This window comes from Chitinophaga pinensis, from assembly GCF_007896845.1.
GTDB classification, from domain to species: Bacteria; Bacteroidota; Bacteroidia; order Chitinophagales; family Chitinophagaceae; genus Chitinophaga; species Chitinophaga pinensis_C.
Map to the genome: position 1 here is coordinate 62,138 of NZ_VOHS01000013.1, position 26,023 is coordinate 88,160.

19 protein-coding genes and 1 pseudogene are annotated in these 26,023 nt (G+C 46.7%); 5 read left to right on the forward strand and 15 right to left on the reverse strand.

The annotated features are described in order from the left end of the window. Positions 1-10 precede the first annotated feature (10 nt). The 3 genes from FEF09_RS14895 to FEF09_RS14905 all read left to right on the forward strand — a co-directional run bounded on the left by FEF09_RS14895 (position 11) and on the right by FEF09_RS14905 (position 5,423). Positions 11-829, forward strand: a complete 819-nt coding sequence (locus tag FEF09_RS14895) for a mechanosensitive ion channel family protein (RefSeq protein WP_146305856.1) — start codon at positions 11-13, stop codon at positions 827-829. Between the two features lie 39 nt (positions 830-868). Next, positions 869-2,428, forward strand: coding sequence for an FMN-binding glutamate synthase family protein (locus FEF09_RS14900; RefSeq protein WP_146305857.1), 1,560 nt, complete (start codon positions 869-871; stop codon positions 2,426-2,428). A 181-nt stretch (positions 2,429-2,609) separates the two neighbouring features. Further along, the gene (locus tag FEF09_RS14905) at positions 2,610-5,423 is read left to right on the forward strand and encodes a S8 family peptidase (protein WP_146305858.1); all 2,814 of its coding nucleotides are present in this window, start codon (positions 2,610-2,612) and stop codon (positions 5,421-5,423) included. On the opposite strand, the gene FEF09_RS14910 is transcribed toward FEF09_RS14905, so the two are convergent. The 14 genes and pseudogenes from FEF09_RS14910 to FEF09_RS14975 form a co-directional block, all read right to left on the reverse strand. Further along, entirely contained in the window at positions 5,424-6,872 is a 1,449-nt protein-coding gene (locus FEF09_RS14910) for an alpha-L-fucosidase (protein WP_146305859.1), read from the reverse strand. A 235-nt stretch (positions 6,873-7,107) separates the two neighbouring features. Continuing rightward, positions 7,108-7,833: a 6-phosphogluconolactonase gene (pgl, locus tag FEF09_RS14915; protein ID WP_146305860.1), complete on the reverse strand. Its 726-nt coding sequence runs from the start codon at positions 7,831-7,833 to the stop codon at positions 7,108-7,110. Between the two features lie 5 nt (positions 7,834-7,838). Then, positions 7,839-9,344, reverse strand: coding sequence for a glucose-6-phosphate dehydrogenase (gene zwf / locus FEF09_RS14920; RefSeq protein WP_146305861.1), 1,506 nt, complete (start codon positions 9,342-9,344; stop codon positions 7,839-7,841). 57 nt (positions 9,345-9,401) lie between these two features. Further along, on the reverse strand, positions 9,402-10,814 hold the full coding sequence (gndA, locus tag FEF09_RS14925; RefSeq protein ID WP_146305862.1) for an NADP-dependent phosphogluconate dehydrogenase: 1,413 nt from the start codon (positions 10,812-10,814) through the stop codon (positions 9,402-9,404). Between the two features lie 179 nt (positions 10,815-10,993). Next, entirely contained in the window at positions 10,994-11,695 is a 702-nt protein-coding gene (locus FEF09_RS14930) for a sulfite exporter TauE/SafE family protein (protein WP_146305863.1), read from the reverse strand. 12 nt (positions 11,696-11,707) lie between these two features. Continuing rightward, entirely contained in the window at positions 11,708-12,490 is a 783-nt protein-coding gene (locus FEF09_RS14935) for an urease accessory protein UreD (RefSeq protein WP_146305864.1), read from the reverse strand. Beyond that, positions 12,487-13,125, reverse strand: coding sequence for an urease accessory protein UreG (ureG, locus tag FEF09_RS14940; protein WP_089809644.1), 639 nt, complete (start codon positions 13,123-13,125; stop codon positions 12,487-12,489). The genes FEF09_RS14935 and ureG overlap by 4 nt, the downstream gene beginning before the upstream one ends. Positions 13,126-13,182: 57 nt before the next feature. Beyond that, complete coding sequence (locus tag FEF09_RS14945) at positions 13,183-13,869, reverse strand: urease accessory protein UreF (protein WP_146305865.1); 687 nt, start codon at positions 13,867-13,869, stop codon at positions 13,183-13,185. Positions 13,870-13,875: 6 nt separating this feature from the next. Beyond that, complete coding sequence (ureE, locus tag FEF09_RS14950) at positions 13,876-14,379, reverse strand: urease accessory protein UreE (RefSeq protein ID WP_146305866.1); 504 nt, start codon at positions 14,377-14,379, stop codon at positions 13,876-13,878. A gap of 8 nt (positions 14,380-14,387) precedes the next feature. After that, on the reverse strand, positions 14,388-16,109 hold the full coding sequence (ureC, locus tag FEF09_RS14955) for an urease subunit alpha (protein WP_146305867.1): 1,722 nt from the start codon (positions 16,107-16,109) through the stop codon (positions 14,388-14,390). A gap of 74 nt (positions 16,110-16,183) precedes the next feature. Then, positions 16,184-16,480 (reverse strand): annotated as a pseudogene (gene ureB / locus FEF09_RS14960) (urease subunit beta); the annotation flags it as partial. Positions 16,481-16,522: 42 nt separating this feature from the next. Then, positions 16,523-16,825, reverse strand: coding sequence for an urease subunit gamma (gene ureA, locus FEF09_RS14965; RefSeq protein WP_089809655.1), 303 nt, complete (start codon positions 16,823-16,825; stop codon positions 16,523-16,525). 169 nt (positions 16,826-16,994) lie between these two features. Beyond that, on the reverse strand, positions 16,995-19,574 hold the full coding sequence (locus FEF09_RS14970; protein ID WP_146305869.1) for a phosphoenolpyruvate carboxylase: 2,580 nt from the start codon (positions 19,572-19,574) through the stop codon (positions 16,995-16,997). A 210-nt stretch (positions 19,575-19,784) separates the two neighbouring features. Further along, positions 19,785-20,627, reverse strand: coding sequence for an energy transducer TonB (locus FEF09_RS14975; protein ID WP_186774350.1), 843 nt, complete (start codon positions 20,625-20,627; stop codon positions 19,785-19,787). Positions 20,628-21,411: 784 nt separating this feature from the next. Here FEF09_RS14975 and FEF09_RS14980 point away from each other — a divergent pair. Next, positions 21,412-22,731: a PQQ-dependent sugar dehydrogenase gene (locus FEF09_RS14980; RefSeq protein WP_146305871.1), complete on the forward strand. Its 1,320-nt coding sequence runs from the start codon at positions 21,412-21,414 to the stop codon at positions 22,729-22,731. A gap of 42 nt (positions 22,732-22,773) precedes the next feature. Then, positions 22,774-24,822: a TonB-dependent receptor gene (locus FEF09_RS14985; RefSeq protein ID WP_146305872.1), complete on the forward strand. Its 2,049-nt coding sequence runs from the start codon at positions 22,774-22,776 to the stop codon at positions 24,820-24,822. 125 nt (positions 24,823-24,947) lie between these two features. Here the strand turns inward: FEF09_RS14985 and FEF09_RS14990 are convergent, their stop codons facing one another. Beyond that, on the reverse strand, positions 24,948-26,018 hold the full coding sequence (locus FEF09_RS14990; RefSeq protein ID WP_146305873.1) for a UDP-glucose--hexose-1-phosphate uridylyltransferase: 1,071 nt from the start codon (positions 26,016-26,018) through the stop codon (positions 24,948-24,950). Between the last annotated feature and the right edge of the window lie 5 nt (positions 26,019-26,023).

Sequence of the window (26,023 nt, forward strand, 5' to 3'; positions counted from 1 at the left end):
ATGCTTCATTATGAATACCGATTATACGAACTGGGGAGATCTGATATTTGATAAACTGCACAGATGGACGGCCGCGGGGATTAAAATGCTACCCAATATGGCTGTTGCCTTACTGGTGGTAATTGCTTTCTTTTTTCTCGCCAGACTGATTAAATTACTGGTATATAAATTCGTATTAAAGGTATCGCATACACCAGCCCTCAGCGGATTATTTGCCAATCTGATATCCGTACTGGTCACGCTGATCGGTTTGTTTGTGGCGCTCGATGTATTGAAACTGGAAAAAGCGGTGTCATCTCTGCTGGCCGGTGCCGGTATCATTGGTCTGGCTTTAGGATTTGCCTTTCAGGACCTTACCGCCAATTTCATTTCCGGTATATTTATCACCTTCCGCCGCCCCTTTGAGGTTGGTCATCAGATAGAAACCAATGGGTTTACGGGTAATGTGGAGGAAATACAGCTGCGATCCACGCTGATCCGCACAATGGACGGATTGCATGTCATTATCCCCAACAAGGAAATCTTTCAGAAACCTATCATTAACCACTCCCTGACACCGGAAAGACGGGCAGAAATCACGTTCAATGTACCGGCGGCAAATGAGAATACGCCGCAGATAAAACAACTGATCGCCACAGCATTAAAAGACGTAGATAACCTGTCTGAAAGCAGGGAACCAGATATCTGGTTCTCAAATATAGACGGCGCCAATCTGAAAGTCACCGTTTCCAGCTGGATAGTCAATAAGGATATACGCACTTTCGAAAACACAAAGAATGAAATCATTATAAAGATAACCACTGTGTTAAAGGACAGTAAGCTGATCTGATTTTTCCTATCTTAGCCTCTAATTAAAGGGAGCTTATATATGAAAGGATTTATTGCTTTTACATTAGTCAGCCTGGCTTTTATAACCGGTTTGGGATACTTTTTTCCCTGGGCATGGTGGTTATTGGTGCCGGTTGCGCCGTTGATTATCACCGGATTGGTGGATATCACCCAAAAAAGACATGCTATTATGCGTAACTATCCGATTGTGGGTCGTTTACGTTATTTTATGGAGGACATCCGTCCAAAAATCTATCAGTATTTCGTAGAGAGCGATATCGATGGTAGTCCGATCAACCGTGTTGACCGTTCCACTATCTATCAGCGTGCAAAAAGGGAATTAAACTCTCAACCATTTGGTACTCAGTTTAATGTGTATGCCGAGGGTTACGAGTGGATGGCACATTCCATCTCGCCAAGGGCATTTGAGAGTATGAATAAAGACCCAAGGGTACTGATTGGCGGCAGTGACTGTAAACAGCCTTATTCTGCCAGTATCCTGAACGTGTCTGCCATGAGTTATGGTTCACTCAGTTCCAATGCGGTAGAGGCATTGAACGGAGGCGCCAAACTGGGCGGTTTTGCACATAACACCGGTGAAGGTGGTATCAGTGAGCACCACCTGAATCAGGGCGGTGATATTATCTGGCAGATCGGTACCGGTTATTTCGGTTGTCGTAATGCGCAAGGTGACTTCGATGAGCAATTGTTCTCTGAAAAATGTGCCCTGCCTAATATCAAAATGATCGAGCTGAAAATATCACAAGGTGCAAAGCCCGGACACGGTGGTATATTGCCAGCCTCCAAGAACACACCTGAGATTGCAGCGATCCGTCACGTAAAACCGCATACAACGGTTGCTTCTCCTCCTTACCATACCGCCTTCGGCTCCCCGAGACAGATGGTACAATTCATCTCCCGTATGCGTCAGCTGAGTAATGGTAAACCTGTGGGTTTCAAACTCTGTATCGGACAAAAAAGAGAGTTCCATGCGATCTGTAAAGCGATGCTGGAAACCGGCTTTTATCCGGACTTTATTACTGTTGATGGTGGTGAAGGTGGCACCGGCGCGGCTCCTCCTGAATTCTCCAACTCAGTAGGTATGCCGCTGATGGATGCACTGGCCTTTGTACATGATACCCTGACCGGCTACAATATCCGTCATAAAGTAAAACTAATCGCGTCTGGTAAAATACTTACCGGTTATCACCTGCTCCGTGCAATGGCATTAGGTGCTGACGCCTGCAACAGTGCACGTGCGATGATGATGGCGCTGGGTTGTATACAGGCATTGGTATGTAATACAAACAAGTGTCCGACCGGCGTAGCTACACAGGACAAATGGCTGATGGCTGGTCTGGTAGTGGATGATAAAAAACATCGTGTGGCCAACTATCATCAGGATACGATAGAAAGCGCAATCGAACTTGCTGCTGCCGCCGGACTGGAAACACCACACCACATCACCCGTGGTCATATTTCCCGTCGTGTGTTTATGAATCAGGTGAAGACTTTTGAAGAGATCTATCCGAGTACACAGGTAGGTACATTACTGAATAGCAATGAAATGGAAACGATCAGTATCGATAAATGGTCGTAGACGCTTCGCTATATCTGTTTCCAGACAAATAAAAAGGCAAATGGGTACTTCAATATCTGAAGTGCCCATTTGCCTTTTATGAGACCTCCCTGTTGACCCGAATTTCTGATTTGTAATTCCTGATTCCTATTTTTTTTACTACATTCATTCTCTCTACCAAAACTAAAATTGTTGCCCATCCATGAATGCCCGCCTGCTGAAATTCAGCCTCTTCCTTTTACTTCACCTATGCATTGTATTTCAACTATTTGCACAGGAACGTCTGCGCATTGACAGTATCAGTATCCTGTATGCAGATACGACAGGTAAGGCTTCGCCTTATTTTCTGGTCAGATTTAAAGATTTTCCCGGCAATGAAGTACTGTCCAGACATGGACTGGTCCGCTCATTAAGCAGAGAACACCATATACTGCAGGATATCAGATTTGATACCAGCGAAACAAAAAAAGTCCTCACTATCAATAAAGCGAATTACAACTGGAAATGTAGTGATCCCCTGATAAAGGAATTGAGTAATACATCTCTAAAGGACAGTATACGGGTGCAGGTGTCTTATACACAGGATATCCGGCAATTGCGCTATTGCCGTCCTTTCAGTATTGCGACGGATTACCCTGTTGCACTGGCAGTAGTGCAAAAGAAAGATTGGGCATTGTTTACCGCACAGGAACAGCTGCGTTTTGCAGACAGGTTACGCACACCACATACAGAGGTGGTCATCAACAATGCATTGCCCTCTATCGACTTTATTAACGCATTGCAGCAGAAATACCCCGCCTTACAGGGAGAACAGCAGGTAGTGGGCATAAAAGAGGAACTATTTGATACGACAGATATTGACCTGTCAGGCAAGTCTGTACCTTCTCCGCTGGCAGCCAGTACCCTGAATCCACACGCGACCATGATGGCTACGCTTATCGCAGGAGCCGGCAATACAGGACTAAGAGGAAAAGGGGTTGCTGTCAAAGCGAGACTGAGTTCTTCTGACTATCTGCGTCTCTTACCCGATCCCAATGATTACTTCAAAAATGCAGGTATCAGTCTGCAAAACCACTCATACGGTACCACCATTGAAAACCAATATGCTACAGAAGCGGTAGCATATGATGCACAGGTGTTTACACTGGACACACTGCTGCATGTCTTTTCTTCCGGTAATATCGGAAACACGGCCCCGCAGGAAGGGCTTTATAAAGGGATAACAGGCTATGCCAACCTGAGTGGCACTTTCAAACAATCCAAAAATGTGCTTATTGCCGGTGGCGTAGATACCAATTACTTTGTACCTGTACTCAGTTCTAAAGGGCCTGCTTTCGACGGACGTATTGCCCCACAGATCGTTGCTTTCGGACAGGCCGGTACTTCTGATGCCGCTGCAACTACCACCGGTATTGCGACACTGACACAGGAAGCGTATCAGCAGACATATGGTGTAAGACCATCTGCTGCAATGTTGAAAGCCATATTGATTAATAGTGCGGATGATACCGGCACGCCCGGTCCGGATTATAGCAGTGGCTTTGGTATTCTTAATGCATTGGCGGCCGTACAGACGGTAAAAGACAAAAGTGTATTCAACGGTGTAGTTGCTGCGAATAACAATGCCAGCTTTCCCCTGACTATTCCGGCCAACACAGCCCGGCTAAAAGCGACACTTGTCTGGAATGACCCTTCTGCGTCAGAACTGGCGGTAAAGGCATTACTGAATGACCTGGACTTTTCTTTTGTGTCAGAAACGGGGAAACAGCATCTCCCGTGGGTATTGAGCACTTATCCACATGTAGATTCACTAAAGAAGCCTGCCTATCAGGGACGGGATACACTGAATAATATTGAACAGATCACCATCGATTTTCCAACCGCAGGGAAAGGACAATTGGTCGTACGGGCCAATCAGCTCCGGTCAGGTAATTCACAGCGTTTTTCATTGGCCTACCAGTTTGTACCGGTATCTTCCTTTGAGTGGCAATATCCGGCGGCAGGTGAACAACTCAGTTCCGGCAACAACATTTCTGTTCGCTGGCGTACCCTGCACACAGGTAATGGCACCCTCGCTTTCAGTATAGACAGCGGTGCTACCTGGACCACCATCGCGGCCAATATTCCTTTGTCGGCCGGTAATACCCGTTGGAACATTCCTGCTGTCTTCAGTCAGGGACTTTTGCGTATCACCACTGCTGACACCAGCTGGATCAGCAGCCCTTTCAACATCTCTTCACCCATAGCGATCAACATCGGTTTTAACTGTCCGGATAGTTTGCTGGTTTATTGGCAGGGTGTAAAGAATGCAGCCGCCTATGATGTACAAACAATGACAGGCCAGACACTTTCCCGTCTGACACTAACCGATAAAACCACACTTTCTATCCCTAAAAGTCAGTTACCTACGCCATATATCACCATACGTCCGGTGCATAAAGACGGATGGACCGGTTTGCAAAGCAGCACTTACAACTACGATCAACAGGGCGTCAGCTGTTTTTTCCGGCAGGTATTAGCCGATGTAATGGAAGATAACAGCATCGATATTTCTGTGGTATTGAGTTCTTTGCTGCGGATAAAGAAAGTTTCGTGGGAAAGGCTGCAAGGCAACGACTTTATCATGCTATCCTCACAGGATATTGCGACAGAAGACACCTATATTTTCAAAGACATTCCGGGGCGTTCCGGTATTTTCTATTACAGGGTAAAACTGGAGCTGACAGATGGCCGGGTGATCTATTCTGATATACAATCCGTACAGTTGCTTATCAATCAGGATTTCCACTTATTCCCGGTTCCTGCCGGACAAGCCCTGACCCTCATCAGCAAAAGACTGGGAGACTTCCGCATACGTATTACTGATATGAATGGTCGCACCCTCTTTGCAGCACCCCTGACCAGCGTACGACAGACTTATTCCTTAAAAGGAATAGCGCCCGGCGTATACCTGTGTGTGATATACGAGGGCGCTCAGAAAATATTTGTAAAACGCTTTATTAAAGCGGGAGATTAATTACCGGATCTTCACCACGAACAGATTGTTACCGATATCTCCCGGACGTAAGCCTGACAGATCTACTATGCAATCTTTTCCCTGCTGCTTCCAGCTGATTGCTTTATTAGCACCCAGTATAGTGGCTTTCGCCTGTTTAGCCGGTGTGAAGTCTTTAATACGCAGTTGTGGTGTATAACCTGTTGCGATGCAATACAAAGCGTTCTCTTTTTTAGTAAAAAACATTTCGATATGCGCGTACTCTGTGGAAGGCTTTATCATCCTGGCGACGTTATAGTCTGACATAAAGCTGGCTTCTTTTACTACCGGCCGGTTGCCTGCACTCCACTGGCGTGTTTCTTTCCATGGCGTTGTATTGTAAATTGCCTCGCCATTGGTCTCCAGCCATGCGCCGATGTCTACCAGCCGTTGCTGCATAATTACAGGTATTCTGCCGTCAGCGGTGGGACCGATATCCAATAAGAGATTGCCACCACGGGACACGATATCTACCAGTAAAACCACCAGATCATTACTCTTTTTGTAGTCATTTACAGTCTCCATTCTGTTGTAACCATAGGAATTGCCGATACCCTGACTTTCTTCCCATACCACACCCGGTTGCATACCGCTACCATATTCAGAAGTCAGATAGGTAGCGCCGTTGTTATGGCCTCTTGTATTACTACCCCAACGATCGTCTACAGCTACTTCGTCTTTTACCGGTGATTCATTGAATAACCACGCCAGTAATTCAGCGCTGTGCCATGCGGTATCTGATTGTTCCCATTCTCCGTCGGAGAAGATTACAGAAGGTTTATAACGGGTAACGAGGTCTTTGAACTGAGGTGTCATTACATTCTTCACATAGCTGGCTTTATCTTTCTTCCAGAGAGGATTGAACCATTCGTATAAGGAGTAATAGTATCCCATTTTCAGTCCGGCTTTTCTTACTTCACTGGTCAGATCACCGAGGAGATCCCTTTTAGGCGTACCAGTCACTGCGTTCCATGGTCTGCCCCACACGGAGTCTGCCTGTTTATTATCCCACAGGCAATATCCTTCATGGTGTTTAGAAGTCAATACGACATATTTAGCACCGGAACGTTTGAATACGTCTGCCCACTGTGCAGGATCAAACAGTTCCGCCTTAAACTGTGATTCAAACTGCTGATAGCCAAAATCCTTTCCATAGTTCTGGTCATGAAAGGCACGTACTTTTTTATGTGTTTCATCATTGGCGCCATCCAGCTGATACCAATACCATTCCGAATAGCCACCCGGACCTACCACTGCAAAAGAAGGTACCGCATATACACCCCAGTGGATGAAGATGCCGAATTTAGCCTGATTGAACCAGGCAGGTATACCACGCTTATTAAGCGAGGCCCAGTCTGCGGTATATTTCTGAGCGGCCAGAGGCGCACAGCCCAACAGGAATGCGGCTGCATAGAGAATGATCTTTTTCATAACAGTAGTTGATAGTAAGAGACCGTAATTGATAAACGATACTTAAATATAAAATGACAGGGTATCAATTCCTAATAGCATCTGCACCTGAACCGGTAGTATCTTCAAAGGAATGCGGAAGTGGGAATGGGGTGATGCTGTGTAGAAATAAAAACAGGCTGTTTACCGTATGGCAAACAGCCTGTTCTGTTGGTTATTTTCAGTTGGCAGTCAGTGACTATCCTGTTGATTTTGTTTACATCTCCAGTGCACCTGCTGCTGCTTCATCCACAAACCAGTGCAGTTCTCCATCCTGCGGACGGATCAGCTGGGAAGGGAATTTTTCAGCATCGAAGTCGCCTTCTATTACACTTTTCAGCGTCAGGGCTTTACCGTTACCAGTAGCCATGAATATTACGCAGGCAGCTTCATTTACAACAGGAGCCGTCAGTGTGATACGATACATATCCTGTGCCTGCAGGAAGAAGGCTTTTACCCATGCTTTCTTTTCGTGTACGATTGGCAGGCCCGGGAAGAGGGACAGGGTATGTCCGTCATCACCCATACCTAACAGTACGAGATCAAAAGTGGTATTGCTGTCTTCGAAGTATTTCTTCAGGATAGACTCATATTCTTTTGCTGCGGCTTCTGGTTCGATATCCGTGCGCATAACATGGATATTTTCTGAAGGTACGCCTACTACGTCCAGCAGGGTTTCGTAAGCCATGCGGGCGTTATTACGCTCATCTTCAAAAGGTACAGCCCTTTCATCGCCCCAGAAGAAGTGAATTTTCTCCCATGGAATGATCAATTTATAAGGCTCTTTTGTGAGCAGCGTGTATAATGCCTTTGGCGTACTTCCCCCGGAGAGTGCCCATGTAAAGATGGGCTGGTCCTGTAACACTTCCTGAATGTAATTGCTGATCCAGGCTGCCAGGTTTTCACTCAGTTCCTGGGTGTTCTTTGCTATGTGTAATTCCATTTCTCTTATTTAGGTAGATTGATCCAGGCATGTCCATCTCTCGCGATCATGGCGTCTGCATCTTCAGGGCCCCAGGAATCAGGAGCGTAGTTAGGGAAATCAACCGGTGTGCGGGATTCCCATGTTTCCAGGATCGGCATTACCACTTTCCAGGCAGCTTCTACCTGGTCAGCACGCATGAACAGGGTAGCATCACCTTCCATTACGTCGAGGAGCAATGTTTCATACGCTTCAGGCGCATGATCATCACCATACTGACGATCGAAGTTGAATACCATTTCTACAGGATCCAGTTCCATGCTCTGACCCGGGCGTTTTGCCTGAAAGCGGATACGGATATCCATCTCAGGCTGGATGCTGATGGTCAGGCGGTTTGGACGCCATGTTTCTGCTGATTCAGCCGGGAACGCGTAATGCGGTGCCTGACGGAACTGCAGGGTAATATTGGTTGCTTTCTGGTGCATGTTCTTACCGGTACGTACGTAGAACGGTACACCCTGCCAGCGCCAGTTGTCGATAAAGAATTTAACAGCTGCGTAAGTTTCTGTTGCGGATTCAGGATCTACACCTTTCTCTTCACGGTAGCCGGGCATCTGTTTTCCTTGTCTCCAGCCCGCAGAATACTGACCACGTACAGCGTTCTCATGGATCTTATCCTTGGTGAACTTACGGATTGCGTTCAGTACGTCTACTTTCTTGTTACGGATCTCGTTTGCATCGAATGATACAGGCGCTTCCATAGCGATCATACACATTACCTGCAGGATGTGGTTTTGCACCATATCGCGCAGTGCACCGGAGTTCTCGTAGTAACCGCCACGACCTTCGAGACCTACGGTTTCAGAAGCAGTGATCTGTATATGATCTATATAGTTACGGTTCCATAAAGGCTCAAACAGCGCATTGGCAAAACGCAGCGCGATGAGGTTCTGTACGGTTTCTTTACCAAGGTAGTGGTCAATACGATAGATCTGTTCTTCAGAGAACATGCTTAACAGCAGTTCATTCAGTTCATGCGCACTTTGCAGGTCATGACCGAATGGTTTTTCTACCACGATACGGGTGCTGTGTTTATCGCTGCACAGGTTCAGGGAACCCAGTTTCTGTGCGATAGCAGGCATCAGCTGCGGAGCAACTGACAGGTAGAAGATCACGTTAGGATGTTCACCCCACTCTTCTTCTTTTGCCTTTACATAATCAGTGATAGCGCTGTAAGCGGATCTGTCTTCCGCATCCATCTGCAAATAGGTCACATGCTGGCTGAAATCGTCCCAGTGGCCATTCTGCTCTCCTTTACGACGGGAGAACTTCTTGACACCATCGAGTAGACGTTCCCTGTAAGCGCTATTGTCATACGGGCTACGGCCAATACCGGCAATTGCAAATTTTTCCGGCATGTAATTATCGAGGAACAGGTTGTATAAAGCCGGCGAAAGTTTTCTGTAATTCAGGTCGCCGCTGCCGCCGAAGATGAAGATGATGGAAGCAGGCGGACGTTTATGATTCTGCATAACAACTATATTTTATAGCTGAGTGTCCGTCTCATATGGACGGACACTCAATACTTTTTATTCTCCCCAAACGGTATGGAAACTACCAGTTGTATCTATACGCTGATAGGTATGTGCACCGAAGTAGTCGCGTTGTGCCTGTACCAGATTGGTCGGCATACGCTCTGTGCGGTATGCGTCGAAGTAAGCCAGTGCTGACATGGTACCGGCTGCGATAGCGCCTGTCTGTGCAGCCTGTGCTACTACGGCACGTGTATTGGTGATCGCGCCTTCTACGAGGGCTGCAATGTTCTTGTCCAGTAAGATGTTAGGTAATTCCGGAGATGCTTTGTAAGCTTGTGTGTATACTTCCAGAAGGGTAGAACGGATGATACAACCGCCTCTCCATACTTTCACTGCTTCCGGTAAAGGAATTTCCATCTGCAGCTCTTTGGATGCCTGATGCAGCATCGCCAGCCCCTGTGCATAGCTGATGATGATACCGAAGTGTAATGCATCATGTACCTGCTGGATCCATGTCTCTACCGGTACATTCAGTTTTGCATCTGGTGACTTATATAAAGCCGCCGCCTGTACGCGCTCTTCTTTGTAACCGGATACAGTACGCAGTGCAACTGCTGTATCGATCACCGGAATAGCTACCGGCAGGTCCATTGCATCCTGAGAAGTCCATTTACCAGTACCTTTTGAACCTGCTTTATCAGAGATTACATCTACCAGTCTTGCGCTGGTTTTGTCATCTTTCTGCAGGAAGATATCTGCTGTGATCTCAATCAGGAAAGATTGCAGATCACCTTCATTCCAGGTTTTGAATATATTGTGCAACTGGTCGTTATCCAGTCCTGCCTGCTTCAGCAATGCATATGCTTCGCTGATCAGCTGCATGATGGAATACTCGATACCATTGTGCACCATTTTAACATAGTGACCAGCACCTTCCCTACCGAGGTAAGCAACACATGGTTCACCATTTACCTTTGCAGAAATTGCTTCCAGCATTGGTCTTACTTTTTCATAAGCTTCTTTATCGCCACCCGGCATGATGCTAGGTCCCGTACGGGCGCCTTTCTCACCACCTGATACGCCGATGCCCATGAAATGAATACCTTTTTCGCGCAGGTATTTTACTCTGCGTAATGTATCTGTATAATGTGAGTTACCACCGTCGATCACAACATCACCTTTTTCCAGCAGCGGGATCAGTGATTCTATCACATCATCCACCGGCTGACCGGCTGGTACCAACATCATCAGCTTGCGCGGACGCTCCAGTAACTGTACCATGGTTGCCAGTTCTGCCACTCCCTTTACAGTAGTGCCAGCTGTAGCAGCCGATTCCAGAGCCCCGGTCTTGGTACTATCTTTATCAAAACCAATAACGGAAAAACCATGATCAGCCATGTTCAGTAACAGGTTACGCCCCATTACGCCAAGACCAATCATGCCAAAATCGAATACGCTTTGTGCCATAAATTATCGTGTAAGTGCCTAAAAGAATGAAGTAAAAGTACGAATTATCAATTACCAATTGCAAATACTATTACCGGTCCTGACAAAACTATGAACATCCTATGCCAATTGCCGCCATTTGTACATTAGAATCCGCGATAAATGCAATGTTTGGGCTACTCTTAAATTTTCCTTAAATCTTACCATCCAAGGTACACCATTCCTATGCCACATATCAGGATGGTTAACCCTCCAAGGGCATGCACATATCGCTCCAAACGACTGGTTTTCAACACAGAAAACCCATAATAACCTAATAACACCATTCCCGTCATTGTCAGCAGTGTAAACAACGTAAAACTCACTATCAACAGGGTCATACCATATATGGAATGCTGCGCCGCCGGGTAAGTCAGCAACGGGATCAATGGTTCACAGGGACCTAACCCAAAAATGATCAGCATTACCCAGGGGGTGACTTTCATTCTCTCCTGTGGATAAACAATCTGCCCGTGTTTATGTTCATACACGTAGATGTCTCCATTATCATAAACGTCAAAATGTTTGTGTATTTTATTGCTCCAGGCCCGTTTCAGCCCCCAGATAGTGTACAATAATCCAAATGTAAGCAGCGCCCATCCTGCCAGTCCGCCCCGCAGCTCTTCCAGTCCGCTGATGCCGGACAAAGACCACCCCAGCCCAATACCCAGCAGCCCAAGCAACACAGAGCTCCCCACATGCGCAATACCACACAATAAGGTCCAGGCCACCGTCTTCCCTACCCTCCAGCCTCTTACCCTGCTCAGGGCAATAAAAGGCAGGTAGTGATCGGGCCCCGTCACCGTATGCAGACAGCTGATCGTAATTGCTGTCAGTATCAATACCTGCAGTTCAGTATGCATACATCTCTGGTTTTAAAGTTTTCTTTCTGCACCTGCCAACAGGGCTATTTTTTTAAATAGCTCATATAACTGTTCTCCTCCCTGCCCCAGTACCCGCAACAACAAAGCGCCTGAAGCAGTACGGGATACACCGGCAGTAATATTTTTTTCGGCGGACAGACATTCATGTATAATGTCTCCCATTGCCGTCATATCCTGTTGTTTGTCATACCATAACAGGGATGCCTGATGTGAATACGTTTCCCATTGTCCCATACTTACAGGTGGTATCACCGCCGGCTCTAACACTGTTACATCTTTGAATAATAAACGGTTGTGTTGCCATAACTCCAATGTATTCCGGTAATAACGGCAACGGAATATTTCTCCGTTCAGCTTTCTTCCGCAGGTAATGATCTCCCCCCACAGCAAGCGACAATCTTCCTCCATTTCTATACGACTTACACTGTCAAATACAGACGCTTCATGAGGCACCGATGGATGAGGCAGATAATACAGACTACTACCCTTTGCCATCTTCACCAGCAGTCGTTGTTTTGCACCGTTCTGCATGTTGAAAATCCGCTGATACGCCTGTGTATATAAATGCACGGAGCTATCCTTTTCCAGACTGACCGCAATCTGGTAAAAATCACCATCCAGTATACCCGGCGAAGCTGTCATCATGGTCAGATGCAGATCGCCTGTTCTGCTACCGCTGATATCCGCCACCTTAAAAGGCCGGGTAAAATAACAGTGTTGCAGATAAGTATGTGTTCCTCTGGTGGCAGCCCTGATATCCAGTTCGCTGGTCATTGCAGCAATGCCGGCTCCTCCACGGCTTCCAGTAAAGCATATTTTCTGATCCAGCCGATCACAGTATCCAGACCATCTAATGTCATCAGATTGGTAAATACAAAAGGACGTCCCTGACGCATCTTACGGGCATCCCGCTCCATCACTTCCAGACTCGCTCCTACGTATGGGGCCAGATCTATCTTATTGATCACCAGCAGGTCAGAACGGGTAATACCCGGTCCGCCTTTACGTGGTATTTTATCACCCTCTGCAACGTCGATAACGAAGATGGTCACGTCTGCCAGATCAGGGCTGAAAGTGGCCGAAAGGTTATCTCCTCCGCTTTCAATAAAGATGATCTCCACATCCGGAAAGCGGGTGGCTATTTCTTCCACTGCCTCAAGGTTCATACTGGCATCTTCCCGGATCGCCGTATGCGGACAACCACCTGTTTCCACGCCTATAATCCTTTCAGCAGGCAGGAGACTGTTAGTCACCAGAAATTCAGCATCTTCTTTTGTGTAGATATCGTTTGTAATCACCGCCAGACTATACTGCTGATGCAGTTGTCTGGACAGTCTTTCTATCAATGCAGTTTTGCCTGCACCCACAGGGCCGGCTACGCCTATTTTGATATATCTGCGTGCTTCCATTGTCTTTCTGTTTACAAAAATGAAAATATACAATACGCCTGTACGTACATATCGCCATCAGGACATGTATAATCTCGAGTACAAACGTTCATGTTGCATACTGCGGATATCAGATCCGAAGCTGCAACGTCCGGCCATATCGCGGGGTATAGTGAGTGTACGCGTTACCAGCAGAGGTAACTGTGGCAATAGTTCAAAAAGGATCTGCTGCCCCTGCTGCTGCCCCAAAGGAATCAGCTTTACACTGTTTGTAACCATACCAGTGGCCGCATTGTAGTAGAAAGCAGTTAATGCTTCTTCCAGTGGGATATGGGACAATGCAGCATATACACCGAATACCAGACAATAGTGTCCAAGAGCTTTTCCTGTTTTTATCTGCGCCATATAGCTTTCACCGGTCGTATGTACCACCATCGGCGATAACAATTTCAGCAGCCGGACACCCAGTTTCTGACTGGCCATGCGTAATTCCTGCGGCGCCTTTAAAGCAGTACATTCCTCATCAAGGGCAACAATGCCCGCGACATCCCCTTCCAATGCAGCACGATAAGCCAGTACGGCAAACAATGCATCATTGTAAGGCAGATTGTGTTCAAGCATATTGCGGATAAAAGCAGCTGCGCCCGGGCCATCTTTGACAAGTCCCTGTTGCACATAGGTTTCCAATCCGCCGGAATGCGTATACGCCCCTATCGGCAAAGTAGGATCGCTTAAGTGTAAAAGGTATGGTAACCAGTTGTGCATAATGGTTTATTTTCCTGCCAGCTGCATAATCTTACTGAAGAGAGAACCCGAGCCCCCATGTTCATGTGGGATAACGTTACTTCTGAGCATATTGGTCAGTGTCCGGAGCTCCTTTGCCGGCGTATATCCTTTTGCTTCCAGCCAGCGGAATAAAGGTTCTTCATAAGGCACCAGCACCTCATTTCCATCCAGAAAAAGCGGCAGGTGTTTATTCCCGATCTCATAACAGATGGCAGCCATATCGGTCATTGTTACGGGTCGCAGTACAATAGCCTGAGCCGGCAGAATACTGACCACAATAGCTCTTTTATCGTCCATCCACACAATATCTCCCTGTTGCAGCATAGGTGCTTCCCGCATAAAGCGCAGGGCCACTTCCTGTCCCCCCAGCGTATAGCGGCGCAATACGCGTTTCCCTGTCTCAAACCATTCCAGCTGCAAAGGATCAGTGATCCGGGGTTCTGTCGGACAAGTGACGATATTGCCTTCTATTTTTTCTATAATGATCATATCAGTGTTTAAAACAGGAAGTAACGTTGCGCAAGCGGCACCACCATTGCGGGTTCGCAGGTCAGTACCTGCCCGTCTGCTGTTACTTCGTAGGTTTCCGGATTGACAGTTATTTCGGGTGTACTGTCGTTATGCACCATATCCTTCTTGCCAATATTGCGGCAGTTCTTTACCGGCAATATGATCTTCTGTAATCCATATTCCTGCGCGATATTCTTTCCTGCTGCAGCCTGTGATACAAAGGTCACACAGGTTTTATGCAAAGCACCACCGAAGGCCCCAAACATCTCCCTGTACATCACAGGTTGCGGCGTCGGTATGGAGGCATTCGGATCTCCCATACGACTGCAGATAATCATGCCTCCTTTGATGATCATTTCCGGCTTGGCGCCGAATAAGGCGGGCTTCCACAATACGATATCCGCCAGTTTGCCGGGTTCCAGTGAACCGACATGTGTGGCAATACCATGGGTAATAGCCGGATTGATCGTGTATTTCGCGACGTATCGTTTTGCACGGAAATTGTCGTGCTGCTTTCCCTCATCTTCTTTCAGTGCCCCTCTTTGTTTCTTCATCTTATCCGCCGTCTGCCAGGTACGGATGATGACCTCTCCCACACGTCCCATTGCCTGAGAATCAGAGCTCATCATACTGAATACGCCCATATCATGCAGGATATCCTCCGCGGCTATAGTCTCCGGACGGATACGGGAATCGGCAAAGGCCACATCTTCCGGTACACTTTTATCCAGATGATGACAGACCATCAGCATGTCCAGATGTTCGTCGATCGTATTAACGGTATAAGGTCTGGTAGGATTGGTAGAAGAAGGCAGGATATTGGGGTACATAGCCGCTTTGATGATATCAGGAGCATGACCGCCACCGGCACCCTCTGTGTGATAGGTATGGATGACCCGACCATCAATGGCTTTGATTGTATCTTCAAGAAAACCGGATTCATTCAGGGTGTCTGTATGGATCGCAACCTGTACATCATATTTATCAGCTGCTTTCAGAGAGGCATTGATAACCGCCGGAGAAGAGCCCCAGTCTTCATGTATTTTAAGCCCCAGAGCACCGGCTTCTATCTGTTCCCATAAGGGAGCATCTGTAGCACAATTCCCTTTTCCGAGAAATCCCAGATTCATAGGAAAGGCATCAGCAGATTGTAGCATCTTCCGGATGAACCATTTACCCGGTGTTACAGTAGTGGCATTGGTGCCGTCTGCCGGTCCGGTACCACCACCAATCATCGTTGTAATACCGCTGTGCAGGGCATGTGTGATCTGCTGCGGACTGATAAAATGGATATGTGTATCGATACCACCGGCCGTAGCGATCAGACCAGCGCCGCCATGTACTTCTGTACTGGCGCCGATGATCATATCAGGATCTACTCCGTCCATGGTATCTGGATTACCGGCCTTACCGATCTTTACGATACGACCGTCTTTGATGCCGATATCTGCTTTCACAATACCCCAGTGGTCAATGATCATTACACTGGTGATTACCATATCCAACACGCCCTGTTCGCGGGTAGCGGTAGAAGATTGTGCCATTCCATCACGGATGGTCTTTCCGCCGCCAAATTTCGCCTCATCACCGTATACGGTATGATCATGCTCTATTTCAATGATGATGTCCGTATCACCGAGGCGTACCTTATCACCTGTTGTCGGACCATACATGGCCGCATAGCGGTCGCGGTTTATTTTAAGACTCATTCCGGCTGATGTTTAAATTGTTGCTGTATGACCTGTTGCATGGCTTTATCACGCGCTTCGTCGCCGATAGTAGTCCCATTCACGAGGTTATTCATGCCAAATGCACGGCGGTTACCACCAAGGCTGACCAGTTCTACTGTCTTTTCCTCTCCGGGTTCAAACCGCACGGCTGTACCAGCCGCAATGTTCAGGCGCATACCGAAAGCAGTTTCCCTATTAAAGGAGAGCATCCTGTTCACTTCGAAAAAATGGCAATGGGAACCGATCTGCACAGGTCTGTCGCCGGTATTAACGACACGGACGGATGCAACTTTGCGGCCACTGTTGGCGTCAATAACGCCGGGCGCTATAAAATATTCACCTGGTATCATACGCAAGCAATAAAGAGTTAGATATTGGTTGATGAGGGTATTTTATCTGATGGGATGGTGTACTGTTACCAGTTTTGAACCATCCGGAAAAGTAGCTTCTATCTGAATTTCGTCAATCATTTCCGGAATGCCTTCCATGACATCTTCCCGGGTGAGGATAGTAGCTCCGTACTGCATCAGTTGTGCCACGGTCTGACCATCTCTTGCAGCTTCCTGCAGGCGGCTGCTGATCAGTGCAATTGCTTCCGGATAATTCAGTTTGAGTCCCCTGGCCTTTCTCTTCTCAGCAAGTTCTCCTGCCAGGTATAACAATAGTTTTTCAGTTTCCCTTGCCGTTAGATGCATAATGATGTTGGTTTAATAGTGCCTTAGCTTTCCTGACATGTTGAAGGGAATGGGTTAATAAAAATGTTCAGTGATCTTCCCTGCGTTAATTTACGCAAAAATTGCAGAATGTAAAACGCTCAATGCAATGCATTGAGCGTTTACTTATGACAAGTGTGTAATAAACGGATTAAGCAGAATTTCTACCGGCGTTGATAATACCGAAGGAGCAACGTACGACCAGTTTTTCGTAAGTTTCTTTCAGCCCATCGCCATTACCGGCTTCATTCAGTTCACGTATACGTGCCAGTGCAGCCTGCTGTATAGTAAGCAGTGGCAGTACGATACGCTCACGCATCTGGATGGATAATGCATCTATCGGATAAGCAGCCATCAGTTCCGTTTCGCCTACCAGTTTGAGGATCAGGGAGCGGGTACGTTTGTACTCATCATGAATCATATTCCATACTTCACCAAAGCGGGGGTGTTTGCCATATGCAGCGGTGAGCGGGAAATAACTCTTCTTCATCGCCATCTGGCAGTTACCAAGCAGCGTGCGGAAGAAAAGGGATTCTTTATACAATTGTCTGAGCTCGTTCCATTTGCCTGCTTTTTCCATCGCTTCCAATGCGGCACCCACACCATAATAGCCAGGTACATTTTGTTTCAGCTGGCTCCATGCACCTACGTAAGGCACTGCTCTCAGATCATTGAGATTCAATTTGGCAGCTGCGTTTCTTTTCGATGGACGGCTACCAATATTGGTTTCTGCATAATACCTTAAGGGACTGGCAAAATCCAGATAATCCAGAAAGTCGGGGTGATGCTTCAGTTTATTGAATGCTACATACCCTTCATCCGCTAATGTCTGCAATAATGACTCTTCCTGTTCAGAAAGCGTCACTTCGCGGGAAGAGAACAGTTCATTGGCGATACCGGCGTGCACCAGTTGCTCAATATTGAACTGGGCAGAATCAACTGTTCCGAAGTTCGAGCTGATGGTCTGTCCCTGTATGGTGAGCTGAATTTCTTCATTGGCAATATCACGTCCCATAGAAGCATAGAACTGGTGTGTTTTACCACCACCTCTTGCCGGAGGACCCCCACGGCCATCAAAGAAGACAACGTCGATTTCATATTCTCTGGAGATACGGGTGAGTTCCTGTTTCGCCTTATAGATGCTCCAGTTAGCCATCAGGTAACCACCATCTTTGGTACCGTCAGAGAAACCAAGCATTATTGTCTGCTTATTATAGCGTTTCTTGAGATGTTCTCTGTAAGCGGCATTATTATACAGCTCACGCATTACATTACCTGCCTGACGAAGGTCATCGATGGTTTCAAACAGAGGAACGATATCTACGCTGAGACTGTCTTTCTGCCATCCGGAAGCGAGGAACAGGCCAAATACCTCCATGACGTTCAGAGCATTCATGCTATGGCTGATAATGTAGCGGTGACAACCGAATTCACCGTTGTTCTGCTGGATATCTTTCACCGCTGCAATCGTAGCCAATGTATCCTTGTGCAGTGGATCTTCCAGCACATCCGGATTCGCGGTTTCTTTGATATTCAGCAGGTGTGTGATCTTCTCATTATCGGGGAGATCCTTATAATTCTTAGGCAGCAGGTCAGTTTTCTCTGCGATACAATCCAGTAACGGACCATGCACAGAACTATCCTGACGGATATCCAGTGTGGCGAAGAACAAACCGAACAGTTCCACACGACTTACAAGGTCATCCAGCATGGTGAGGAACAGGCCGTTGTTTTCTTCTATGAGTATAATACGGACCCTTGCGAGGGTATCCAGTATTTCTTTTTGAGATATGTTGGTTTTGTGTCCCGGAATAAAGAGATTATTGTACAGCTTTTCTTCCAGTATATTCAGCTCCTGCTCAATGCCTTTGAAAGTCAGACGACGTTTCAGACGGCGCACATCGAGATAGTAACACTTAATAATACCACCCCTTAATGCCTCTGCGGTACGCAGGGTAATATCAGCCGTTACAAACGGGTTACCATCACGGTCTCCTCCCGGCCAGAAGCCCATCCTGATAACAGGGTTGTTACTATTGACAGCAGCGGGGAACTGTGACTTAAGTTTTGAAATAATTCGTCCGGCGGCAGGGTAGAACGTATTTTCCAGAAACCAGATCAGGCTGATAGCTTCGTCATAAGGCGTTGGCTTTTCCTTTTTGAAGAAAGGTGTTTTACCTAACTGCTGGAGATATGCATTTACCTGAGCGGTACTGTCATTAATCAATGCTCTTGACAGGTCATTGATAATGGTCAGTACGCCACCGGGATAGAACTGTGTGGGGTGCGCAGTCAGTACCAGTCGTACGGAGTAATCCTGCAGCTTCTTCGCCAGTTGTTCTCCCGCCTGTTCTGAGGTGATTTCCGACAACAGGTGACTCAGGGTACCTGCTCCGTGCACATCATGAATCTGACGGAATGCTGCATCTTCAAGCGCATCAAACAATACTACCTGACGCTCAGCATACTGCACAAAGCGGAACATAAGATCCAGCTTTTGCTGTTCATTGCTGCAGGAGGTATACTGCTGAAAATAAGAATTGAGAATTTCCTGGGGACTTTTTTCTTTCGCGTACCCTTCTTCACAGTGGATAAGAAATAATGACAGAAATACGCCGGTTCTCTCTACCTTATGAAAAGGTAATGCGGTAAAAAGACTATTGTATAACTGGAACTTGGTGCCAACCAGGTTCTTGAACAACTGTAAGGTATTATTAACCGGTGCTTCCATAACTTAATTTCGTAATATTAAAAGAGCCTTTGCCAACCGGGAGCTAAAAATAATATAAAATAGTTACAAAGTAGAATGCAAACTTATTAAAACAAGTAAGCCGCAGCACTACGCTGCGGCTTGTTGCAAGTCCCCCGTTGATTTGGGGCATGTTGAGAGAATAATAAGGTTAAATGAGTAATAATATCTGCTAAAAAGAAATCAGTGATTTTACTCTGCGAGGTGAAAACCAATAGGCAGGTTAAATCTTACCATTACCGGCTCGCGGTTCTGTTTGCCAGGTTTCCAGTTTGGCATCATCTTTACGACTCTTACAGCTTCTTCTTCCAGTCCGCCACCTTTTGTAGCACCTACAGTCTGTACATCACTGATCCTTCCATCTGTATTGACAACAAACTGAACGAAGACCTTTCCTTCGATACCGGTTTCCTGCGCAAGGCGGGGATATCTGAGGTTTTTCTGGAGGAATTTAGACAATGCTTCTTCACCACCGGGGAAGCTTGGCATAATTTCTACGAATGTAAAAATGGTAGTTTTCTCTTCTACTTTAGGTGCTTCTACAACATTAGTTCCGCCGAGGACGCCATTTTCAAACGGGCTTTCAATACCGTTTACATCATCACCTACAGTATTAGCAACACCAATAGCTTTGTTGCCGATATCATCCATTTTCGGCACTTCTGTTTCATTCTCCGCTATATCCTGATCCGTAATAGTAGGTGTAACAAAAGCAACGGATGAACGGGCCGGCGGAGGTGGTGTAGTAACAGGCGGAGGAGGAGGAGTTACAGTCGCTTCTTCCGGCATCTCCAATGTTTTCAACACTGTTGATGTTGTTTCTATTTCACTTCGTGTATGCATTCCCGCTGCCATCAGTTTATTACTGAGCACATAGCCACCAATAATAACCAATGCAATGGAAGCAGTGCCTACAATGGCGTTGCGTACACGCTTTTCTTCGCTTCTGCGTAACTCATAGGCGCCGTAATCTTTATTACGACCATCAAAAAGAATGTCGAGAAAATCTGCGTTAATAATTGTTCTTGCATTCATGGGATAAACATTTACAATATAGATGCGACGTAAATGTTTTTCCATACGAATGCACAAAAAAACTTTTTAAATAATTGATGCCGGAGATAAAAGAGTGATGAATATAAAAGAGATAGGATCAATAAAATTTACCATTCCAGATTGAGATCCGGATCGGGATCACCTATTTGCTAAAGGAAGTATTCACTATCTTTTAATGGTAACAATAATGATGTTACCATACAGGTTGAAAATGTTGTATACTGAATAATGTAGGTCGGTAGTTAAATGCAGGTAAGTAGCTTATTCTGCTCTCAGAGGATGTCATAATATTATTCTGCTATTATGCCAGGGGGCGCGGGAGGTATATTACATAGAATTTACCACCAATAAATCTGCAACACACCTTCCCCGCTGGCCTGACCGGGCATTTTTATTTACAGCTTATAGCAAAAGATATTTCTGTGATCAGCAACAACTGTTGTAAACAGTTGCCTTACAGTATTGAATATGATCATTCATTACCACCCTACCCACTGCATATGTATGTATCAATAATCGGTTATGCAACTGCATAATGAAATCGGTTTTTGATTTTTACGAGCTGATAAAATTGTTCTGCTGGTGAGACAAAACAAGGAGAAGTACTCAGCAATGTTCTCCGGGTGGTGGTAATTCCTATTAGTCTACTGAATCTGTAGACAAATATACAGCATGAAATTATATTTCCAAATGCAAGTGCATAATTTTTTTTCAGGCAGAATAATTGTGTACGCTTTACATAGAGAAAACCACTGATAATCACATGAGAACATGTTTACTACCCGCAGCCATTGTAATGTTAGCATTTGCTGCCTGTCACAACCAACCTTCTTCCAGTCGGTCATCCGCTGACAGTACCGCCAACACAGATACGACCGCTGCTGCCGATTCTTTACCTGCCCCCTATGCAACAAAGTCTGTTAATAATTACAGCAACGTAATGGGCTGGCATGATGGAAAAACACCTGTGGCTCCCGGAGGGTTGACGGTATCAGCGCTTGCAACAGATCTTAAAAATCCCCGCTGGATCTATGTGTTACCGAATGGCGATATTCTTGTAGCCGAATCCAGTTCCAGATCAGATGTAGGCAATAAGGTAAAAGATGTAGTCAGCGGAAGAGCTGGTTCGGGGAATTTCGGCAACAGTGCAGATCGTATTACTTTGCTACGCGATGCCGATCGGGATGGAAAGCCTGAACTGCGGACCGTCTTCCTGAAAGAACTGAATCAGCCTTTTGGTATGTTGCTACTGGATAAAACATTCTATGTCGCCAATACAGATGGTATCATGCAGTTCCCCTACAAAACCGGTGATACTATTATTACTGCCCAGGGGAAAAAGATCCTCGATCTGCCTGCAGGTGGTTATAACAATCACTGGACACGCAACCTCATCTCCAATGCAGCCGGTAATAAAATATACGTGAGCGTTGGTTCAGGTAGTAATAATGCAGAACATGGTATGGAAAACGAACACAGACGTGCCGGTATTCTGGAGATCAATCCTGATGGCAGTGGAGAAAGAATATACGCCAGCGGACTGCGTAATCCCGTAGGCATGGACTGGGCCCCCGGTACCAAAATATTATGGACTGCTGTCAATGAAAGAGATGGTCTGGGTGATGACCTGGTACCTGACTACCTGACCAGTGTAAAAGAAGGGGGCTTTTACGGATGGCCATATGCTTACTGGGGCAAAAATCCTGATCCGAGAATGGAAGAGCAGCAACAACCAGCACTGGTTGATAAGACCATTGTACCAGATCTCTCATTAGGCGCTCATACAGCCTCCCTCGGACTTACCTTCTACAAAGGCAAGGCATTGCCTGAAAAATATAAAAACGGGGCTTTTATAGGGCAACACGGCTCATGGAACCGTTCAACACTTTCCGGTTATAAAGTAGTCTTTGTTCCTTTTGAAAATGGGAAACCGGCTGGTAGTCCGGAAGACTTCCTCACCGGATTCATTGCGGATGCGGATAAAAGCGAAGTATACGGTCGTCCGGTAGGCATCGCAGTTGCAGCAGACGGCGCACTGCTGGTTGCTGATGATGCCGGTAATACCATTTGGCAGGTCAAATAGGGAAAATACTATTAGCTTTGAAATAATAGAAGACACTACCCGATGAAAAAACTGCTTCTGGCGCTTGGCATATTCCCGCTGGCCACGTACGCACAATCATATTCTGATACTACGCATCGCCTTCGCGAAGTAGTGATTCAGGCATATCCCGGTAAACAGTTTACCCTGCTCCAGGTACCTACCAGCAGTACTGTACTGACTTCCCGGCAGTTACAATTACAACAGGGTGTTACCCTGCTGCCTGCCATGAACACAGTACCCGGCGTACGTATGGAAGAACGCTCTCCCGGCAGTTACCGCCTTTCTCTGAGAGGAAGCCTCCTGCGCTCTCCTTTTGGCATCCGCAATGTAAAGATCTATCTGGATGAAATTCCTTTGACAGATGCAGGTGGTAACTCTTACCTGAACCTCTCCGATCCGGGCAGTTTCCAAGGGATTGAAGTATTAAAAGGACCAGACGGCAGCCAGTTCGGCGCTAACTCAGGCGGCGTGATACTCCTGCATCCTGCAGGTACCCTGCCTGACAGCAGCCGTTTACGTGCAGATGTACAGGGAGGCAGTTATGGCCTGTTCCGCGAACAGGTAGGCTGGCAACAGCAATGGGGAAATTATAAACTGAATATCTATCAGGCGGTACACCGTTCTGACGGCTATCGCGATAACAGCGCCATGCAGAGGTATTATATACAAACCGCGCAGCAGTGGCAGTACAACGCACACAATCAACTGAAGCTGATTGCGTTTTACAGCGATCTGGATTACCGTACACCCGGTGGTCTGACAGAAGCCCAGATGAACGCCAATCCAAAGGCAGCACGTCCTGCGACACCTGCATTACCTGGCGCCATCACCCAGAAAGCCGGTATCCGTAATAAAACCGCTTTCGGTGGACTGGTACACACCTCTCAACTCTCTGAACACTGGCAACATGTTATTTCCGTGTACGGCAGTAATACACATTTCGAGAATCCCTTCATCACCAATTATGAGGCAAGGGACGAAAATACTGCCGGCGCACGTACTTATATCGCCCTGCAGGATCAGCCACTGGGCAACAGCGGCATGCGTCTTGACTGGACTACCGGTGTGGAATGGCAACAGACCACTTCCGACATCGACAACTACGGTAACCGTGCCGGGGTAAGAGATACCCTGCAGGCAGCCAGTGATATCACCGCCAGACAATACTTCTACTTCACCGGTCTGACCCTGCGTCCCGGTAAACAATGGGTGGCGGAAGCAGCTGTCAGTGTGAACTATTACCGCTACCATTTTAATGATGTTGCGGCAGGTGTAGACGGGAAAAAGAAATTCACGGCAGAACTGATGCCCCGCTTCTCCCTGTCTTACCTGATTACACCAGCACTGGCAGCACGTGCGACAGTGAGCAGGGGCTACTCCCCTCCTTCTATTGCGGAAGTCAGGGCTTCTGATAATATTATCAACACAGGCCTGCAGGCAGAAACCGGCTGGAACTACGAAACCGGGCTTCGCCTGAATTCCCGTAATAATCGTTTTATGGCAGATGCAGCCGTGTTCTATTACAAATTGCAGGACGCGATCGTACGCAAGCTGCATGACAACGGCACAGAGTTTTTCAATAACGCAGGTGGCACCAACCAGACAGGCGTAGAGTTTCAGGGAAGTGCATGGTTACAGATGCCGCGTCGTGAGGGCTTCCTCCGTGGTATACAATTACAGGAAGGTTATACTTACAGCCATTTCCGTTTCAGCAATTACAGCAGTGCCGGAAAGGATTTCTCCGGTAATGCACTCACCGGCGTACCTAAGACAGTTGTAACAAGCAGCCTGTTGATAGAACTGCCTGCCAGAGTGTCCCTCTATGGTCAGTATAATTTCGTGGACCGTTTACCACTCGATGATGCCAATACCGCTTTTGCGAAGGAATATCATCTGGTACAGGCTAAAGTTAACTGGGGTGTGAATAAATGGCTGGCAGTATATGCCGGTGCAGATAATCTGCTTAACCAGCGCTATAACCTTGGTAACGACCTGAATGCAGTAGGTGCGCGTTACTACAACCCTGCTCCTGACAGAAACTACTATGGTGGCGTCAGAGTGACTTTATAATCCGATAGCTGTCATTATAGCAAAAGCGGGTATATCCGGATGGATATACCCGCTTTCTTTTTAAAAGAAAAGGACTGCTAAAAAGCAGTCCCCGCACACATTATTGGTTCAAAAAAATAAACAGTTTAAGCAGGTACACCGGCTTGTTTCTTATAGTGCACTACCGGCTGTTCTCTGAGACGTGCCGCCGCAAATTCAGGCGTAATATCTCTCTGAGGATGTGCCAGCATTTCATATCCTACCATGAATTTCTTCACTGTCGCTGAGCGCAGTAATGGTGGATAGAAGTGCATATGCCAATGCCATTCCGGATGACTATCACCATCATTGAACGGCATCTGGTGCATACCTGCGGAATATGGGAATGATGTTTCAAACAGGTTATCGTAACGGGTAGTCAGATCTTTCAGGATCGCAGCCAGTCCATCACGTTCAGCAGCTGTGAACTGCAGCAGGCTAGGTACATGACGACGGCTGATAATCATCGCCTCGTATGGCCATACTGCCCAGAAAGGCACCAGCGCAACAAAATGTTCGTTTTCTGCGATGATACGTTCTCCCTGTTTCAGTTCTTTTTCCAGATACGCAGTCAGCAGGCTGCGTCCGTGTTGCTGGAAGTAATTACGTTGCTGACGGGTTTCTTTTTCAAGTTCCATCGGTACATCTTCAGAAGCCCAGATCTGACCATGCGGGTGTGGATTGCTACAACCCATGATCTCTCCTTTATTTTCGAAGATCTGTATGTATTTGATAAATGGTACTGCTGCCAGTGATTCCAGCTCGGTGTGCCAGAGGTCTACGACTTTACGGATATCCGGCAGTTCCATTTCAGGTAATGTCAGGTCATGACGTGGACTAAAACAGATCACGCGGCAAATGCCTTTCTGTGAACGTGCGATCAGCAATTCGTCTTCATCCACCTCTCCTTTTGGCGTATCAGCCAGCAGTGCGGAAAAGTCATTGGTGAAAGCAATAGGTCCATCGTATTGTGTATTTTTCGTACCATCTGCGCGGGTATTGCCCGGACACAGATAACAATCTTCCACATAGGCGGGACGCTGCGCCAAAGCAGGAGCTTCTACTTTACCCTGCCATGGACGTTTAGAACGGTGTGGCGATACCAATACCCATTCTCCGGTGAGAATATTTAAACGGGTATGAGGATGAGCCGTCAGATCAAAGGTATTTTCAGACATTCTCT